Here is an 18078-nt window from a genome sequence, read left to right on the forward strand (position 1 = left end):
CGTAGACTAAGCCAATCAAACCGTCCCAATAATTTAAAAAAAGAGACTATTATGGAGCACGCAGTTGTCCGTCACGATTGGACTCACCAAGAAGTAAAAGCATTATTCGAAATGCCGTTCAATGATTTGTTATTTAAAGCGGCCAGTGTGCATCGTGAAAACTTCAACCCAAATGAAGTACAAATTTCTACTTTGTTATCGATTAAAACCGGTGCTTGCCCAGAAGATTGCAAATATTGTCCTCAGTCAGGCCATTATAAAACAGACTTAGACCGTGAACGCCTTATGGAAGTAGAAAAAGTGGTTGAGCAAGCGCGTGTTGCTAAAGAAAAAGGCGCAACCCGTTTTTGTATGGGTGCTGCGTGGTCTGATCCGAAAGAACGTGACATGCCTTATATTTCAAAAATGGTAAAAGAGGTTAAAGAACTAGGCCTTGAAACCTGTATGACGCTTGGCATGCTAGATAACGAAAAAGCCCATGCATTAAAAGATGCGGGCCTTGATTACTACAACCATAACCTAGATACCTCACCTGAGTATTACCAGCAGATCATTACAACACGTACTTACCAAGACCGTTTAAACACCATCGATAACGTGCGTGATGCCGGTATGAAAGTGTGTTCTGGCGGTATTGTTGGTATGGGCGAGCAGGCAGCTGACCGTTTTGGTTTATTAATGCAATTAGCTAATTTGCCGCAGCAGCCAGAGAGTGTGCCAATTAATATGTTGGTTAAGGTTAAAGGCACGCCACTTGAAGATGTCGAAGACTTAGACCACTTTGAGTTTATTCGTACCATTGCTGTTGCACGTATCATGATGCCGAAAAGCTATGTTCGTTTATCAGCTGGTCGTACGGCGATGAATGAACAAATGCAATCTATTTGTTTCTTTGCTGGTGCTAATTCAATTTTCTACGGTGATAAACTACTGACTACAGAAAACCCTGAAGCAGACGCTGACATGATGCTGATTAAAAAATTAGGCATGAACCCAGAAACCCGTGAAGATTATTCTGATGAAGCGGTTGCAGCATCACTTTCATCAAAAGTTGCTGATAAAGCAACATCAGAACTATTTTACGAAGCGTAATATTTAAATGGCTTTTGATTTTATTGCCGAGCATCTTGTTGAGCGACAAGCAGATGCATTACTGAGAAAGCGTCAACTTGTTGAGCAATCAAGCGGGCGCTTTATTCAGGTTGCAGGTAAACAGTATTTAAATTTTGCAAGTAATGATTACCTTGGCTTTGCTGATGATTTTATTGAAATACAAGCGCAGCATCTAGGTAGCCATAGTTCAGCATTAGTGAATGGTTATAATAAACCACAACAACAGCTTGAACAGCGTTTATGCCAGCTATTAGGCTACGAAAGCGCCATGTTATTTAATAGCGGGTTTAGTGCCAATAGCAGCGTATTAAAAGCGTTGTTTCAAGATAAAAGCGTGGCGCAATCATCGGCAATTTTTCAAGATAAGCTTAATCATGCCAGCCTTATTGATGGCGGCCTTCATTCTGCCGCTGCCATGGTACGGTTTAATCATAACGACCTTAGGCACTTAGAATCTCGGTTACAAAAATCAAAAGCAAAGCATAAGCTTATAGTGAGCGAAGGGGTGTTTTCGATGGATGGCGATCAAGCCCCCATTGAAGCACTCTGTAAACTTGCTAAACAATACAATGCGTGGCTGATGATTGACGACGCCCATGGCTTTGGCGTGTTAGGCGAGCAAGGCTTAGGCAGTTGTGAGGTAATTAAGCCTGATTTACTGATCATCACCTTTGGCAAGGCACTAGCAAGTAGTGGCGCTTGCCTGCTTGCATCAAAGCAAATGATTGATTACATGTTGCAGTTTAATCGTGAATACATATATTCAACGGCGATGTCTCCACTGATGGCAAGTTGTACTCTTGAGCGACTCGAAAAGTTACTAAAGGCTGATCAAAAACGCTCTCAGCTTACAAAGAATATTGCCTACTTTAGAGAACTTGCCAAAGAGCATAACTTAGCATTAATGGAATCAACAACCGCTATACAACCTTTGGTATTGGGCGATGCAGAACATACTCTTGCTGTTGCAAATAAGCTTAAAGGTAAAGGTGTGTGGTTAACCGCTATTCGACCGCCCACGGTGCCATTTAATACGGCACGACTTAGAGTAACCATAAGTAGCGCGCATCAAGCTGACGATATAAAACAGCTTGTTGATTCGCTAGTGGAGTGTTTATGAGTGTTCAACTGCAAGCGCCTTTAAGCTTTCAACACAGTAATAAGCTAACAACACAAACTAAGTTCTCTAAAGCGGCTGCAAATTACGCGAGCCATGCTAATGTTCAAAAACAAGCGGCTGCGCACTTATTCAAAATGATGGCCAGTAAACATCAGCAGGGTACTTGCCTTGATATAGGTGCTGGGCCTTTAGTTAACACGGCAATGCTTAAAACACATTTTGATACTGTATTGGCAATGGACTTAAGTCATTCCATGCTCAGCACAGAACAAAACCCGCATTGTTTAAAAGTGTGTGCTGATATGGACAACCTACCAATACAGCAAAGTTCGCTAGATTGTGTGTTTAGTAATTTTGCAATGCAATGGTCTGCTGATTTAAAAGGGCTACTTAAAAGTCTTTTTTATTCACTAAAAGCGGGCGGTAAGGTTTATTTAAGCTGTGTGGTAGATGGATCCCTTAAAGAGATCAAACAGGCTTTTGCTTGTTTAGATGAGCAAAGCCATATTAATCAGTTTCATTGTGCTAGTCACATTATTGAGTATGCAAAATTAGCAGGGTTTAAGCTCAATTTTGCAGCTGATAGATGTTATATAGATGCCTATAACTCTCCCTTAGAAGCACTGCGTTCAATAAAAGCGATTGGTGCTACCTCATTGCAAACTAAGCAAAAACGCCAAGGGTTATTAACGAGGCAAGCACTTAATAGTGTTTGTAAGGCATACCCTCTGGTTGATGGGCATGCTAGAGTGAGCTATCAAGTTGTCCTTTTAGAACTCGAAAAATAGAATTAACTCAAAAATGAAAGAATTTTTTATCACTGGTACAGACACCGATGCCGGAAAAACCCATGTCACCAGTTTATTATTAAACTTACTGGCGCAACATAAACAGCGTGCGGTTGGTTTTAAACCTATTGCAGCAGGTGCAGAAGAAGCATTTGGTCAGCTAGTCAATGATGATGCATTAACCTTAATGGAAAGCTCATCAATTGGGGTTAAATATAACATTGTTAACCCCTTTACCTATGAGCCACCCATTGCACCGCATATTGCAGCAGCCCAAGTAGGCGACATACTGACATTTGATAAGCTCGATACTGCTTATGCAAATGTAAAAGCACTCAATACCGATTATATTCTTACAGAAGGTGCAGGCGGTTGGTGTTTACCTATCAACGAAACCGATTTACTCAGCGATTGGGTTAAGTCACAAAACCTCAATGTTGTTCTAGTAGTAGGCATGAAGCTTGGTTGCCTTAATCACGCACTATTGACAGCTGCTCACTTTAAAGCGCTCGGTGTAAATTGTGTGGGTTGGATAGCAAATCATGTAGACCCAAACATGCGTGAACAAGACGCCAATTTAGAAACTTTAAAATCAGCACTACCTTTCCCGCTTTTAGCGATTAGTCCGTATACAGACGGCACCCCTAAATTAAAAATTTACAAAACCTTACTTGAAATTTTATCTATCAACCCATAATAATTGAGTTGTTACTTTTGACATACTCTGTCACAATTGGTTGCAATTAGTTCCTTGCAACCAATTGCATAAGCCCTAAACTGAGTTGGTAGAACACCCAGATAATTTTATTAACTAACGATTTTTAACCATGTCGTTAGTTAATACAATTGGTATGTTTATTCTGAGGTTTTTATGAAGCGTGTATTTCTGTTTCTACTTACAAACTTAGCGGTAATGCTAGTGTTAGGTATTGTGTTGTCTATTGTGATGAGCGTACTGGGTATTAGCCATCGCAGTTTAGGCGGCATTTTAGTTATCTCAACTGTATTTGGTTTTGGTGGCTCGTTTATTTCGTTATTTATGTCGAAATGGATGGCAAAAAAATCAACCGGTGCACATGTTATTGAACAGCCTCGTTCTGAAACAGAACAATGGTTAGTTTCTACGGTAGCAGCGCAAGCTAAAAAAGCAGGTATCGCGATGCCAGAAGTGGCTATTTACGATAGTCCTGAAATAAACGCATTTGCGACTGGTCCAAGTAAAAACAACTCGCTGGTTGCTGTGAGCACAGGTTTATTACACAACATGAATCAAGATCAAGCTGAGGCGGTATTGGCTCATGAGGTATCTCACATTGCAAATGGTGACATGGTAACGCTTACTCTTATTCAAGGTGTAGTGAATACCTTTGTTATCTTTATGGCGAAAGTATTGGCAGGTATTGTTGATAACTTCCTTAATAGTGATGAAGAAGAGGGCGGTAGTAGCTGGACATACTTCTTGTTCGATATGATTTTCCAAATGTTATTTGGTGTTCTAGCAAGTGTGATTGTTGCTTACTACAGCCGTAAACGCGAATTCTCTGCGGATGCCGGTGCAGCAAAACTAGTAGGTGCAGATAAAATGCGTAGCGCCCTTGAGCGTTTAAAACAAAACCATCCATCACAACTAGAAGGCTCAATGATGGCATTTGGTATTGCAAGCGGTAAAGGTGTTGCCGAGTTATTCTCATCACACCCACCACTTGATGAGCGTATTAACGCATTACGTTAATTTTAAACAAGAAAAAGCCAGCTTGATGCTGGCTTTTTTTATTGTTGGTTTTTCTCTCGCTCGAGTTGTTGTGGCAATAATACCTCAACAATTTCACGGGCCGGTAGGGTATACCTTACGCCATCAAACATCACAGAAGTATGTTCATCAATACTGGTGATCCCTGTTAAGGTCCAGCCTTCACCGCGTTCTTTACAGTATACTGTGGTGGTAGGTTGAATTACTTTAAATTCTTCACTCATCGAACTTAATCTAATTGCTTGAAATTGCGTTTATAGTAAGACAATAATGCCAGCTCATAAAGCAAAAAGAAGAAATTAACGTGTCTAGCCACGATGACTTAGCCTTTGACTTACGCCCAATTCGTCATAGAGATTGCCAAGCGATATGGGATATTTTAAAAGATCCGCAAGTACAAACGTTTAATGATTACGGCGTTGATATAACGAAAGGTGACGTGTATGACTTTATTCAAGGAGACATAGAACTTTTTTATAATCAACAAGGCATTCGTTTAGTTATTGTTTTACGAAGTAGTGGGCAGGTTATTGGCAGCGTAGGCATATTTAACATAATTGACGGGCAGGGCATGTTGGGGTTTGAGTTATCGTCAAAATACTTTGGCAAAGGAATAATGCAAAAGGTACTAGATATGCTATTTGAAAAACTAACTACTTTTGTACCTGCTCCGCTAAACAGTGTGGTAGCTTTAGTTAACCCAAATAACAGCGCAAGTATTAAGCTTTTAACTAAATGTGGCTTTCAACAACATGACGCGCACTGGGTAAAATACGTTAGCTAATTACTATAATAGTACAATCTTGTTCTGCTAGGGTTGCTACTATAAAATAGCGCCTCATTTTTAAAAAGGAGCGCTTGCAACTATGGCAAAAGCCAAACCAATTACCAGTATTGAAAGTTACGGCATTTACAGTCATTGGGATGCAAAAGAGAAAGACCTGCCTCAAATTACCGAATTTACAACAGACGTTCCTGCACAGTTAGATATTGAATTTGGTTTTATTGTTAATATTAAAAAGGCCAAAGGACAAAAAATAAAATTTTGCGTTTACCACCCAGATATCCCCGATGAAGATGGCGAGATCATGCCACCATTTGAGGGCGAGCAGTACGTTAAAACAAACGATTGGCAGTTTTATTTAGGTGATACGATATGGGCACCTGTTGATAATAAAGTTGGTATTTGGCGCATGACTATTGAGTTAAATGGCCATATAATTGCCGATAAATCCTTTAACTTATTAAAGGAAGCCGAAGGCACTGCGACTGAGTTTTGGAAGCATCGCGGTTATTAATCTTTAAACCTGAGAGGGACTATGTATCAAGGAAGTTGTTTGTGCAGCAAAGTAAAAGTAACTATTGCTGGTGGCATAGACTCAATTATTCATTGTCATTGCTCCTTATGTCGTAAAAACTCAGGCACAGCATACGCAACCAATGGCTTTATTCAACGAGATGGTTTTAACCTCACAGAAGGTAAGCAGCATCTAAGCGCGTTTGAATTTAAACCCGGCAGAATTCGCTATTTTTGTAGCTGTTGTGGCTCGCCTATTTATAGCGAGAATAAAGATGACCCAAGCCGCTTACGTATTCGTTTAGGTTTATTAGATAGCGATATAAACGAGCGCCCGATCAGTCATAACTTTGTAAGCTCTAAAGCAAATTGGGATACATTTGACGAAGAAATTCCATGTTATGATGGTTTTGAACCAAGTAGAGGGAAGTAACAGCCATGATAGCGAATACACCAAAACCGCCATATTACGCCGTGATTTTTACGAATACCTTATCTGACGATACCGCCGGTTATGAAGAAGTGGCTAATAGAATGGTAGAACTTGCAGAGCAACAACCTGGATATTTAGGTATAGAGTCTGTTCGTGATGGTTTGGGTATTACGGTGTCGTATTGGCAAAGCTTAGATGCGATAAAAGCCTGGAAACAAAACGTTGAGCACTTAAACGCCCAGCAGCTCGGCAGAGACAAATGGTACAGTGCGTTTACAACGCGTATTGCTAAAGTAGAACGTGATTATTCGTTGTGATAGTCATTAATGAGAAAAAGAACACATCATACTGTATTGGGTTTAATTTCAATATCAGCATAACCTTAAATTTGAGATTGTTAATAAGCAGCGTAAGTGTGTAAAGGGGGTCAAATTTTAAGTCGTAAAATAATCGCATTAATTGCTTATTCAAAAAATGCAAAATCTCTTTTCCTTTCTATAATTTAAATATCAATAGCTTGCAGACTTTATTGTCATCTTTTGTGGTGCCTTATTAGCTAGTTAAATGTTTATCGATAATACAGGACTCGGTGTGGAATCTTCTTTGTTTATCAAATACGGTGGTTTTTCTCGAATTTATATCGTCATAGAAAAGTTTTATGACAATATTTTGAATTCAGAAATCCTTAATGCACATTTTAAAAATACCAATATGGAAAGGCTGATTCATCATCAAACAAGTTTTATCTCATCTTTAATGGGTGGACCTGATTACATCAGTGATGAACAGCTAGCACAAGCCCATAAAAATTTAGGTATTAATCTTAAAGATTGGCAAGAAATGATAAATATCTTGTCGCTTACATTTTCTGAACAAGGAATATCAGAAGACGACGCGAAGCAAGTCATAGCTAAGCTTGAAACAAAACGAGACTTTATCGTATGTCATTAGAACAAAACAACGCGGATTATTCTGTTTTAAACTATTTGCAGTTACCTGTCGTTGTTTTTTCGGCTAATGAACACAAGGAAGTATTTCAAAACAACTCATTTCAACTTGTTGCACAGCATTATCTAAATGCATCGAACAATCCAACTAACAGAGGCTTAGTACAATTAATTATTTCAAAATTATTAGAAAATGATACTGATAAGCTTGAAGTAGAAATTAATGATGCTTCATATCGTCATATATTTAGGTTTACTGCCAATGTAGTCGGTGAGAACGTCATTGTTGAAGGTGAGGATATAACCGAACTTAAGAGAAATCAGTTTTTGTTTAACAGGACAAACTCATTGTTAGAAGACTACAGTAAGCAAATGTTTGAACTTGCTCATACTGACCAATTAACAAATGTGCCAAATAGGCGAGCCTTGTTTGCAAAATTCAGTCAATTACAATCAAATCATAAAGAGTTTAGTTGTACTGTTTCTCTGATCGATCTTGATCACTTTAAGCGTTTTAATGATTCATTTGGCCATGATTTTGGCGACCAAGTATTAGTCACATTTGCGAAGCATGTAAAAGATAGCATTGATGATACGTGTTATTTTGCAAGACTTGGCGGTGAAGAGTTTTGCCTTATTCAAATAAACAATAAAGACACGTTTTGTTTTGCCAATACAGAAAAACTACTTCAAACAACTAAGACCATAAAGCTAATGACACCTGATAATTCAAATATAGGCATGTCGTTTAGCGCTGGTGTTGCTGTGTATGGTAATGACGGCATTTCACTTGATGAGCTTTTGAATAATGCCGATAAAGCACTTTATATTGCCAAAGAGAATGGCCGTTCGCGTGTAGTAAAGTTTGAAGGTGCTTAAAGCGCTAAATTTTTATTTTTTGTCTACTATATTGTGTTGGTTATTTGATGCTTGAGTGCAAAGATTATGAATAAATGGAAATTCCTTCGTTTTGCTTTAATAACCTGTGTAGCAGTCTCATCTCTATTTACACCGCTTGAGCCGAAGGCTAACCCGGCTATCAATTTGAGTGCATTAGGTGTTATTTTTGTATTTACCTTTTTGGCTCTTTTATTTGTTGTTGGCATGCAAGTTGTTAATCCACTATCAACAAAGGTATGGCACAAGCCAGATTGGAATCGCAATCCATTCAGCTTGGAAGATCCAATACAGTTCTTTCATCTTGCTGCGTATATAATGCTTGTTCAAGGCGCTGTTGTTTTATTTCGGTTGCTTCTCTCAAGTATTCCATTTTACTTAGAAAGCTTAGTCCCGTTCGTTATAGGGGCTGGCGCACTAATTGGAATCAAGCTTGCTATGCTTCTTTTTAGGGTGAAGTATGCTGAAAACACATAACAACAGAATTAGAACGTTCATTATGATGCGGTTATTTAGCTACCCTATATGTTTTACGAAGAGTTGAATAATGAATGAAATAATGGAACAACTGAGAGACAAGAAATCCCAAAAACGTCGCTCAGCAGCGAAGAAGTTGCGGAAGCTAAAAGATATTAACGCTGGTCCGTATTTATTGGCTGCGCTTGAGAATGAACTCAATGATGACCGGACTTGGGAAACACAGTATCAGATGATCATGGCTATAGGTGAATGTGATTATAAGCCAGCATTGCCATTTTTAAATGGTTTCTTAAAGAAAGATAATAAAGCAACTATGCTTTACGTCGCTATTGGAGATGCAATAGTAAGACTTTCTACAGAGAATGAAAGAGACACTGCTACAATATTTAAGCTTATTGATATTGGCAATGAGGCACTCATTGAAGGGGCTTTTCGAGCAATGGCTATGCTAAAAATGATACCGGGTGATAGTGAGATAGAAAAAATTATCAATTACGTTGCTGCAAAAGATTTGAACCAAGGTATTCATTTTTGGGTCGTAGCAGCAGCTCCTGGGTGGTCAGGATCAATAGTAGAAGAATACTTAAATTATTGTGAAAGGTCACCGCGTGAAGAAATCACCAACGCTGTTGCTCTTGCACGTAAGGGAAAGTGCAAGAAATGGAGTCCACTGTAAGATGAAAAGCAGTAAATACGCCTTAACACGTAGCTACCTAGCATCATTTTTAATTTTATTGAGTGGAGGAGTCAATGCAGTTGTTGAGCTAGAAACACTTAAAATGAACGGCTAATAGGGTAGTTATAATCTTTATAACAAGTTTAAGCCAAACGTTTTATGACTTGGCATCATACAGTTCCAAAAAACACTCAATATTTGTTTAACTTTTAAGTGTGCTTAATGTAACCAGCATCACACCAATAGCAAACCCCATTACTAAACCACCCGATAAATCGGAACTAACACCTAATACCGTATCCGACTCTCTGACATTTGTTAGCCAGTGAAAGAGCATGAACGAAACGCTAGATATTGATGAAAGTAGAATTAGCTTTACCTTGTTAGACACAACAACCTCAAATATTGACGTATTTTAGTTTTATGATTGTTAAGTAATAGCAGACGTTGATTGATATTGCGAACAATCTTGAAAGTGTGCAATTAGATTAGAAAAAAGCCCACAATAGTGGGCTTAGTGTTTATCGTACCTACAAAGTATAATTAAAACCGATGGCAATACCGTCATCTTCGGTTTGTGACATCTGTGCTTCTTGCTCTGCGTCATTACTCGAAAAATCGCTGAAATCTTTACGGGCTTCGATATATAAAATAGTGTCTTCTGCCATAAAGTAGTGTGCACCAATTACAGCAAATTGGCGTTTAAACACATCTTCTGGGTCGGCATTAAAGTTTGGCTGAATAACATAGTCACTACCTGCATCAAAAACGTTATAAGCAACAAAGGTACGAATGTCATTATCAAAGCGATAGCTTAAAATAGACTCTAGACCAACAGCATCTTTTATTAAGCGGCCTAAGTTGTCGGTATCGTGGTTTTCGTTTTTATTTATATTCGCTGATGCATACCAACCTGGTTTATAAAAATCACCATAGGTAATGCCCATACCATAAATTAAATCGTTTACTGATTGATTTCTGCCACCTGCGTACACAATATCGAACTGGCCGCGGTTAACACCGGCAGTGACTTTTAAATTAGGGCTAACCGAGTAGGTGAGTGCAGCGCCATAAGTCGAGTTAAATTCTACTTTTTGTGCAGCATTGTTTCCTTGGTTCCAAAGTACTTCACAAGAGCTTCTTGAAATATCAACGATGTCGCAGGTATAAAATTCATCAGACTTTAGCTGTGCTTGTAGCGCTAAATGAAAATCACCCCAGGTATTTCGATACTGCAGTACTTTATCGCCGCGGCCTGTACCATTCACAGCACCATCATCTTTATTGTAGGTATAAACACCTGCAGCGTTACCATCCCACACTAAGCTGTAGTTGGTGTTGTAAACAACGTCGTACCATGCGCCCCATTGTTTACCTAATGTCACTTGGCCATAATCGTCATGTTTAAGACCAACATAGCCTAAACGGTTATATAAAAACTCATCTTGAATTGTTTCAAAGCGATTGTTGTAAACGATATCACTACTACCAACAGGGTTTACTCCCCATTCAAGTAGAGCAAAAGCTTGCCAGCCATTTTTTAATTGGCGCTTAAAATCAAAATTGATGCGTGATGCACCATTTACTACCTCAGTTTCGCCTTGAGTATTAATAACTCTTGCATCGATAAAGCCACCAACAGTAACGCTATTGGTTTGATCGTTATAGATCTCGATGGCATTGGCTGTAGGTATGGCAAGCATACCTGCAACAAATAAGGCAGTGTGTGTTCTTTTCATAAAGTACCTTGATTAAATATTGTCCCTAATAGGTATAATTTAGTTAAGAGACGGAGATTATCAAAGCTAAAATAGGGTCAAAAGTGAAAAATTATCATGCAACAAACCTACATAGAGGAAAAATTATTCACTTTAGGTTCACTGTGTTGAATTATCAATGAGTTACCTAGTCTAAAAAACAGACACCTTCTGGCTAAGCGTTCTAAGCATAAGTTTAGTGTTTGGTGTTTCGGCGCCTAAACCATACAACAAGGTCATAAAATAGCAGTCGAGCAATATAGCTGCTTTCACTTTATTAAATTGCGGTTGGTCGGCAAAAACCAATGATTGGATTAATTCCATGTGTTGTTGTTGGAATGCTTGCGAAAATAATCGCTGGCTAAAAAGCACTTTATAAAAGCGGTGATGTAAACAATAAAACTGATAAAAATATTGTGCGTAATGATTAATCTTTAAGCGAGCAGGGCGGTGTATGTCGGTTTCTTTTGCGCGCTCTAACACATCATTAAATTTATCTTCGAGGCAAGCTTCTAAAATAGCCACTTTATCTGCAAAATGATTAAACAAGGTACCAACCGCTGTGTTACTTGCTGCTGAAATTTGCCGCGTTGAAGTATCGTTAAACCCTTGCTCAGTAAAGAGTCGCCAAGCAGCCTCTAAAATACGTTGATGAGTATCGCCACGTTTGCTCATTTTTAACCTGCTGTTTTTATATGGTTATTTTGAAAGTGAGCGTGCTCATATATTTTAATGAGCGCGCTCATTAAAGGTAGACGATAGTGATGAACCTGTAAAATGAGCAAGTGTATTTAATTAAACTTTCATGGCGTGCCAAGCGGCTTTAGTTTAAAATTGCCTGCAGTTTCGTTTTTACTTTTTACCCGCTGGAGGGTACCGCTATCATTAGTACAGCTAATATCACCATGCAATTTGGTGCTAAACCTTTATTCGAAAATATCTCAGCAAAATTTGGCGATGGTAACCGTTACGGTTTAATCGGTGCGAATGGCTGTGGTAAATCAACCTTCATGAAAATCCTAAGTGGTGAACTAGAGCCATCTTCAGGTAATGTCAGCACAGATCCAAACGAGCGTATTGCTAAACTAAACCAAGACCAGTTTGCTTACGAAGAGTTTTCTGTAATCGACACAGTGATCATGGGTCATAAAGAGCTGTGGGAAGTAAAAAAAGAGCGTGACCGTATTTACAGCTTACCTGAGATGAGCGAAGAAGATGGTATGCGCGTAGCAGACCTAGAAACTGAGTTCGCCGAAATGGATGGTTACTCAGCAGAAGCTAAAGCAGGTGAGTTACTAATTGGTGTAGGTATTGGCACAGAGCAACACTACGGCCCTATGTCAGAAATTGCGCCGGGTTTTAAACTGCGTGTGTTACTTGCGCAGGTGCTGTTTTCTGATCCAGATATCATGCTACTCGATGAGCCTACCAATAACTTGGACATCTACACAATCAAGTGGCTAGAAGACGTACTAAATCAGCGTGACTGCACCATGATCATCATTTCGCACGACCGTCACTTCTTAAACTCAGTATGTACACACATGGCTGACATCGATTACGGTGAGCTTCGTATTTACCCGGGTAACTACGATGAGTACATGTTTGCTGCAACGCAAGCTCGTGAGCGTCTACTAAGCGAAAATGCCAAGAAGAAAAGCCAAATTGCAGAACTTCAACAGTTCGTATCGCGCTTCTCTGCAAACGCTTCAAAAGCAAAACAAGCCACATCACGTGCTAAACAAATTGATAAAATTCAGCTTGAAGAAGTTAAAGCATCTTCTCGTCAAAGCCCGTTTATTCGTTTTGAGCAAGAAAAGCAGTTATTCCGTAATGCCTTAGAGCTAACAAATTTAACACAAGGCTTTGAAGAAACTTTATTTAGTGGCCTTGAAGGCCTAGTTGAAGTAGGCGAGCGCATTGCAATTATCGGTGAGAACGGTGTTGGTAAAACCACACTATTAAATACCCTTGCTGGTCGTTTAGCACCAAAACAAGGTGAATTTAAATGGTCTGATAACGCTAATATCGGTTATTATGCTCAAGACCATGCTGACGAGTTCGAACAAGACATGAACTTATTTGAGTGGATGGAACAATGGCAACAAGAAGGTGACGACGAGCAAGTTGTTCGTAGTTTCTTAGGTCGTATGCTGTTTTCACAAAACGATATCAAGAAGTCAGTAAAAGTGATTTCAGGTGGTGAGCAAGGCCGTATGTTGTTTGGCAAAATCATGATGCATAAACCAAACATCTTATTAATGGATGAGCCAACCAACCACATGGATATGGAATCTATCGAGGCGCTTAACTTAGCACTTGAAGCATACGAAGGGACATTATTGTTCGTATCTCACGATAGACAATTTGTATCATCGCTTGCAAACCGTATTTGGGAAATCAAAGACGGCAAAGTTATCGACTTTAAAGGTACATACACTGAGTACCTAGCAAGCAAAGAAGCTTAATTAGCTGATGAGTGATTAAAAGCCATGCATGTCATGGCTTTTTTGTGCTTCTAGAGTCGCATCTTGATGTGAGTTAGGTATATAATACCCGCCACAAAATAAGGACAAAAGTCCGCTTTTTAGAAAACTATTTAACTGAGGTGTATTTATGACTGTTGGCATTATTATGGGTTCCAAATCAGACTGGCCAACGATGGAACATTCGGCGTTAATGCTAGAAAAATTCGGCATTGAATACGAAACTAAAGTTGTTTCTGCTCACCGTACCCCTCAATTACTTGCTGACTATGCAAGCTCAGCTGCTGATCGCGGCATTAAAATTATTATCGCAGGTGCCGGTGGTGCTGCGCACCTACCAGGTATGGCTGCGGCGTTTACATCTCTGCCAGTTTTAGGTGTACCAGTTAAGTCTAAAACACTTAATGGTGTTGATTCATTATTATCTATTTGCCAAATGCCTAAAGGTGTTGCGGTAGGTACTCTTGCTATTGGTGAAGCAGGCGCTGCAAATGCTGGCCTTTTAGCGGCACAAATTTTAGGTTGCCAACAGCCTGAAATCTTCGCAAAAGTAGAAGCTTTCCGTAAAGAACAAACAGACACTATTTTAGCTAACCCTAATCCTGCAGAGTGATATGAATATTCTAATTTTAGGTGCAGGTCAGTTAGCTCGCATGATGAGCTTAGCGGGTGCACCGCTTGATTTAAATGTTGTTGCCTACGATGTGGGTAGTGAAAAAATCATTCACCCATTAACAGGTGAAGTTCATAACAGCACATTACAACAAGCTATTGATAACGCAGACGCGATTACAGCAGAGTTTGAACACATTCCTGATGATGTACTTACACTATGTTGTCAAAGCAATAAGTTTTATCCGGGTAAAGCGGCAATTAAAACAGGTGGCGACCGCGCACTTGAAAAAGCATTACTTGATAAAACTAATGTTGAATGTGCGCCTTACCAGCTAATTACAGAAAAAGAGCACCTTGTTGCTGCCGTAGAGCGTTTAGGCAAGCCGCTTGTGATCAAAACTTGCCAAGCAGGTTACGATGGTAAAGGGCAGTGGCGCTTAAAGTCTGATGATCAAATTGACCAAATCTGGTCAGAAATGGCAGATTTCATAGCATCAGGCACTGAAAGTGCTCCGCATTCTATTATCGCTGAAAAGATGATCCCATTTGACCGTGAAGTATCTATCATTGGTGCTCGCGACAAAGCGGGTAACACTGTTATTTATCCATTAACTGAAAACCAACACACCAATGGTGTACTTACGCTTTCAGTTGCGGGTAAAGAAAAAGCAGCAATTCAAGAACAAGCAGAGCTTGCATTTAACAAGTTAGCGCAAGAGCTTGATTATGTGGGTGTATTAGCAATTGAGTTTTTTGATGTACAAGGTACGTTATTAGTAAACGAAATTGCGCCACGCGTTCATAACTCAGGTCACTGGACACAGCAGGGTACACACTGTTCACAGTTCGAAAACCACATGCGCGCTGTTGCAGGTCTACCATTAGGTAGTACAGAGTGTCTTCGTCCTACTGCTATGATCAATGTATTAGGTCAGCCTTCAATCCCACACTCAGTACTGGCAACGCAAGACGTTACAAGTCATTGGTATGGTAAAACGGCTAAACCGTGTCGTAAGATGGGTCATATCAATGTATCGGCTGATAACCTTCATCAATTAGGTGAGCGTTTAGCGGCACTGGCTGAAATTCTGCCAGAGCAAGACTACCCAGGTGTAGCAGCTACCAGCACTCAACTTATTTTAAACTAATCAGTTTAAATTCTTAAAAGCCGAGTTTATCTCGGCTTTTTAATCGCTATTATTTATCCACAAACTTCGCTAATTTTGTACCTCTTGTCTCAAAGCACTTGCGTCAGGAACATCTTGCTATAGACTAATATTTTTATATTAATATTAGTTCGTTATGTTACATCCTCGATTTAGAACAGTCGTATTTGCGTTCTTTATGGCGCTGTTTATGTCTGGATTTATGTCTTTAGTGATCAGCATCTTTAACGTTGGTTTAATCGATAACATTGCAACCATTTGGCTTAAAGCATGGGCTTTTGCATTTTGTGTGGCATTTCCTACCGTTATTTTTGTTGCACCTGTGGTGCATAAGCTAACCAATAAACTTATCAGAGCACAATTGTGATAGCCGAACGCCCAAAGCAGTTTCTATTTATTGCACTATTTTTAGTATCAGCATTACCATTTGTTGGCTCTGCTACAGCACTTGTCGTCGGTGCTTTATTTGCCATGATATTAGGCAACCCATTTGCAGTGCAGTCACAAAAAATAAGTAAATGGATGCTAAAGTTGGCGGTGATTGGCTTAGGCTTTGCTGTTGATTTTAATCAAGTTATAGAAGTAGGGCGCAGCTCTATTGTACTTACTATTGTCAGTATTACCGCGATTATTGGCCTTGGTGAAATTTTATCTCAGTTATTTAAGTTAAATAAAAACACCGGTGTACTTATTTCATTTGGTACAGCCATTTGTGGTGGTAGCGCCATTGCAGCAATGGCGCCGGTTATAAAGGCCAAAGATCACGAAGTAGCTATATCACTCGCTGTGGTGTTTTTATTAAACGCCCTTGGCTTAGTGTTATTCCCAATGATTGGTCATTACTTTGGCCTGACTGAGCAACAATTCGGTGTTTGGGCAGCACTTGCTATTCACGACACCAGTAGTGTAGTGGGGGCTTCCGCTGCGTATGGCGCATCAGCGCTTGCTATTGCCACAACCATTAAACTGACCAGAGCGATGTGGATAATCCCTTACACGAGCATCGCGGGTGTGTTTTGGAAATCGGATGAAAAAGCCAGTATCCCATTGTTTATATTTGGTTTTTTAGCGGCTGCACTGATTAATTCGAGCTTTCCTGAGTATCAAACACTGTGGCATGCACTCAATGTGGGTGCTAAACAAGTTTTAATAATGACCTTATTTTTGATTGGTAGTGGTTTATCTATTTCAGTCTTAAAACAAGCGGGCATTAAACCTTTTATCATGGCGATGATCTTATGGATCATTGTCAGCAGTATTATTTTACTACTTATAGTAGACGGATTTATTTCATGAAAAACGCTTTATTAACTTCTTCAATAGCAGTGGCTGTAGGCTTATTTGCTAACAATGTATCGGCTGCTGATTTGCGTGTTGCTACCTTTAATGTGAGTATGGATGCAACCAACTATGCTAAAAAAGGCGAAGCAATAGATAAAGATGCTCTAAGTAAAGCATTAGCCAGCAACCACCAGCAAATTCGTAACATTGCCGAAATTATTCAGCGCGTAAGACCTGATGTAATTTTACTCAATGAGTTTGATTATATTGATGCCGATAAAGGCATTAACGTATTTCGTAAAAACTACCTGCAAGTATCGCAAAATAAGCAAGTTGCCATCGATTACCCGTATTACTTTATTGCACCTGTTAACACAGGTTTACCTACTGAGTTTGACCTAGACAACGATGGTGTAAAGGGGCATTACAAAGGCGACGCACATGGCTTTGGCTTCTTTGAGGGGCATTATGCAATGGCAGTATTGTCGCGCTACCCAATCGATTTAGATAAAGCGCGTACATTACAATTATTCAAATACAAAGATATGCCAAATGCACAAATGCCTATCGACCCCAAAACAGGTAAAAACTGGTATTCAGCTGAAGAATGGCAAGAAATTCACCTAAGTTCTAAGTCTTTTTGGGATTTACCAATAGATGTAAAAGGTAAAACGTTTCACTTGCTTGCATCGCACCCAACGCCGCCTGTTTTTGATGGTGACGAAGACCGTAACGGTAAGCGCAACCACGATGAAGTACGCCTAGTTGCTGATTACATCAACAATGCTAACTACATTTACGATGATAAAGGTCAAAAAGGTGGCTTAAAAGCGAAAAGTCGTTTTGTTATTGTTGGTGACTTAAATGCTGCGCCAGAAGGGGGTAAGGCACGCCCGAATACCACAGACCAAATTTTAAAAAATCCATTAGTGAATACCTCTTTTACGCCAAAAAGCAAAGGCGCTAAAGAGTCGTATAAAGAAGATTACGCTAAAAACTATACCGCTTATTGGCAAGCTCGTGCTGATTACGTTTTACCATCAAATTATGGGATTGAGATAAACGATGGTGGAGTTTTTTGGCCACAAAAAAACTCTGAACTGTTCCGTTTAATTAAAGATCGTAACGCATCATCTGATCACCGTATGGTATGGCTTGATATCAGCTTAAAATAAGTTGTTATTAAACGGAAATCTTTGGCTGTTTATCCTATAAAAATTGCTATTTCATCAGTGCTTCTGCTTAAATAGGGCGAATTATAATAACCCGTAA

23 protein-coding genes are annotated in these 18078 nt (G+C 39.4%); 19 read left to right on the forward strand and 4 right to left on the reverse strand.

Annotated elements, in window-relative coordinates; translation table 11 throughout:
* Window positions 1-51: 51 nt before the first annotated feature.
* The 5 genes from bioB (at window position 52) to htpX (ending at window position 4753) form a co-directional block, all read left to right on the forward strand.
* Window positions 52-1092 carry a biotin synthase BioB gene (gene bioB / locus AUR67_RS08810; protein WP_058584981.1) on the forward strand — a complete coding sequence of 347 codons (1041 nt, stop codon included), beginning with the start codon at window positions 52-54 and terminating at the stop codon, window positions 1090-1092.
* A 7-nt stretch (window positions 1093-1099) separates the two neighbouring features.
* Window positions 1100-2233, forward strand: a complete 1134-nt coding sequence (locus tag AUR67_RS08815) for an aminotransferase class I/II-fold pyridoxal phosphate-dependent enzyme (RefSeq protein WP_058584982.1) — start codon at window positions 1100-1102, stop codon at window positions 2231-2233.
* Window positions 2230-3021 carry a methyltransferase domain-containing protein gene (locus AUR67_RS08820; RefSeq protein WP_058584983.1) on the forward strand — a complete coding sequence of 264 codons (792 nt, stop codon included), beginning with the start codon at window positions 2230-2232 and terminating at the stop codon, window positions 3019-3021. Before AUR67_RS08815 ends, AUR67_RS08820 begins: the two co-directional genes overlap by 4 nt.
* A 13-nt stretch (window positions 3022-3034) precedes the next feature.
* Window positions 3035-3718: a dethiobiotin synthase gene (gene bioD / locus AUR67_RS08825; RefSeq protein WP_058584984.1), complete on the forward strand. Its 684-nt coding sequence runs from the start codon at window positions 3035-3037 to the stop codon at window positions 3716-3718.
* A gap of 174 nt (window positions 3719-3892) precedes the next feature.
* Window positions 3893-4753 (forward strand): protease HtpX, encoded by an 861-nt coding sequence (htpX, locus tag AUR67_RS08830; RefSeq protein ID WP_058584985.1) that lies wholly within the window; start codon window positions 3893-3895, stop codon window positions 4751-4753.
* Window positions 4754-4791: 38 nt separating this feature from the next.
* Here htpX and AUR67_RS08835 read toward each other — a convergent pair whose 3' ends face one another.
* Window positions 4792-4995, reverse strand: coding sequence for a hypothetical protein (locus AUR67_RS08835; protein ID WP_054561447.1), 204 nt, complete (start codon window positions 4993-4995; stop codon window positions 4792-4794).
* A gap of 80 nt (window positions 4996-5075) precedes the next feature.
* On the opposite strand from AUR67_RS08835, the gene AUR67_RS08840 reads away from it, so the two are divergent.
* From AUR67_RS08840 to AUR67_RS08875, 8 genes are all read left to right on the forward strand, one after another.
* Window positions 5076-5555, forward strand: coding sequence for a GNAT family N-acetyltransferase (locus AUR67_RS08840; protein ID WP_058584986.1), 480 nt, complete (start codon window positions 5076-5078; stop codon window positions 5553-5555).
* Window positions 5556-5637: 82 nt separating this feature from the next.
* A complete protein-coding gene (locus tag AUR67_RS08845; RefSeq protein ID WP_054553896.1) occupies window positions 5638-6069 on the forward strand; it encodes a DUF3859 domain-containing protein in 432 nt (143 codons plus the stop codon).
* A gap of 21 nt (window positions 6070-6090) precedes the next feature.
* Window positions 6091-6501, forward strand: a complete 411-nt coding sequence (locus AUR67_RS08850) for a GFA family protein (RefSeq protein ID WP_058584987.1) — start codon at window positions 6091-6093, stop codon at window positions 6499-6501.
* Between the two features lie 5 nt (window positions 6502-6506).
* A complete protein-coding gene (locus AUR67_RS08855; RefSeq protein ID WP_058584988.1) occupies window positions 6507-6818 on the forward strand; it encodes an antibiotic biosynthesis monooxygenase family protein in 312 nt (103 codons plus the stop codon).
* 247 nt (window positions 6819-7065) lie between these two features.
* Window positions 7066-7452, forward strand: a complete 387-nt coding sequence (locus AUR67_RS08860; RefSeq protein ID WP_058584989.1) for a group I truncated hemoglobin — start codon at window positions 7066-7068, stop codon at window positions 7450-7452.
* The gene (locus AUR67_RS08865; RefSeq protein WP_058584990.1) at window positions 7443-8327 is read left to right on the forward strand and encodes a GGDEF domain-containing protein; all 885 of its coding nucleotides are present in this window, start codon (window positions 7443-7445) and stop codon (window positions 8325-8327) included. The genes AUR67_RS08860 and AUR67_RS08865 overlap by 10 nt, the downstream gene beginning before the upstream one ends.
* A 66-nt stretch (window positions 8328-8393) precedes the next feature.
* Entirely contained in the window at window positions 8394-8822 is a 429-nt protein-coding gene (locus tag AUR67_RS08870; RefSeq protein WP_058584991.1) for a hypothetical protein, read from the forward strand.
* Window positions 8823-8892: 70 nt separating this feature from the next.
* Window positions 8893-9501, forward strand: a complete 609-nt coding sequence (locus AUR67_RS08875) for a HEAT repeat domain-containing protein (protein ID WP_058584992.1) — start codon at window positions 8893-8895, stop codon at window positions 9499-9501.
* Window positions 9502-9703: 202 nt separating this feature from the next.
* Here AUR67_RS08875 and AUR67_RS21470 read toward each other — a convergent pair whose 3' ends face one another.
* The 3 genes from AUR67_RS21470 to AUR67_RS08885 form a co-directional block, all read right to left on the reverse strand.
* The gene (locus tag AUR67_RS21470; RefSeq protein ID WP_268801424.1) at window positions 9704-9838 is read right to left on the reverse strand and encodes a hypothetical protein; all 135 of its coding nucleotides are present in this window, start codon (window positions 9836-9838) and stop codon (window positions 9704-9706) included.
* A 193-nt stretch (window positions 9839-10031) separates the two neighbouring features.
* Window positions 10032-11240 (reverse strand): porin, encoded by a 1209-nt coding sequence (locus AUR67_RS08880; protein ID WP_058584993.1) that lies wholly within the window; start codon window positions 11238-11240, stop codon window positions 10032-10034.
* A 171-nt stretch (window positions 11241-11411) separates the two neighbouring features.
* Window positions 11412-11933: a TetR/AcrR family transcriptional regulator gene (locus AUR67_RS08885; protein WP_058584994.1), complete on the reverse strand. Its 522-nt coding sequence runs from the start codon at window positions 11931-11933 to the stop codon at window positions 11412-11414.
* Window positions 11934-12139: 206 nt separating this feature from the next.
* Between AUR67_RS08885 and AUR67_RS08890 the strand changes: the two genes are divergently transcribed.
* The 6 genes from AUR67_RS08890 (at window position 12140) to AUR67_RS08915 (ending at window position 17981) form a co-directional block, all read left to right on the forward strand.
* The gene (locus AUR67_RS08890) at window positions 12140-13726 is read left to right on the forward strand and encodes an ABC-F family ATPase (protein WP_082401562.1); all 1587 of its coding nucleotides are present in this window, start codon (window positions 12140-12142) and stop codon (window positions 13724-13726) included.
* A gap of 148 nt (window positions 13727-13874) precedes the next feature.
* Window positions 13875-14357: a 5-(carboxyamino)imidazole ribonucleotide mutase gene (purE, locus tag AUR67_RS08895; RefSeq protein WP_058584995.1), complete on the forward strand. Its 483-nt coding sequence runs from the start codon at window positions 13875-13877 to the stop codon at window positions 14355-14357.
* A gap of 1 nt (window position 14358) precedes the next feature.
* Window positions 14359-15507 carry a 5-(carboxyamino)imidazole ribonucleotide synthase gene (locus AUR67_RS08900; protein WP_058584996.1) on the forward strand — a complete coding sequence of 383 codons (1149 nt, stop codon included), beginning with the start codon at window positions 14359-14361 and terminating at the stop codon, window positions 15505-15507.
* Window positions 15508-15661: 154 nt separating this feature from the next.
* Window positions 15662-15892 (forward strand): DUF2798 domain-containing protein, encoded by a 231-nt coding sequence (locus AUR67_RS08905; protein ID WP_058584997.1) that lies wholly within the window; start codon window positions 15662-15664, stop codon window positions 15890-15892.
* Complete coding sequence (locus AUR67_RS08910; protein WP_414858331.1) at window positions 15889-16821, forward strand: YeiH family protein; 933 nt, start codon at window positions 15889-15891, stop codon at window positions 16819-16821. Before AUR67_RS08905 ends, AUR67_RS08910 begins: the two co-directional genes overlap by 4 nt.
* Window positions 16818-17981: an endonuclease/exonuclease/phosphatase family protein gene (locus AUR67_RS08915; protein ID WP_058584999.1), complete on the forward strand. Its 1164-nt coding sequence runs from the start codon at window positions 16818-16820 to the stop codon at window positions 17979-17981. Before AUR67_RS08910 ends, AUR67_RS08915 begins: the two co-directional genes overlap by 4 nt.
* Window positions 17982-18078 lie beyond the last annotated feature (97 nt).

Origin of the sequence: Pseudoalteromonas sp. XI10, from assembly GCF_001469895.1 — a bacterium.
Classification (GTDB): Bacteria; Pseudomonadota; Gammaproteobacteria; order Enterobacterales; family Alteromonadaceae; genus Pseudoalteromonas.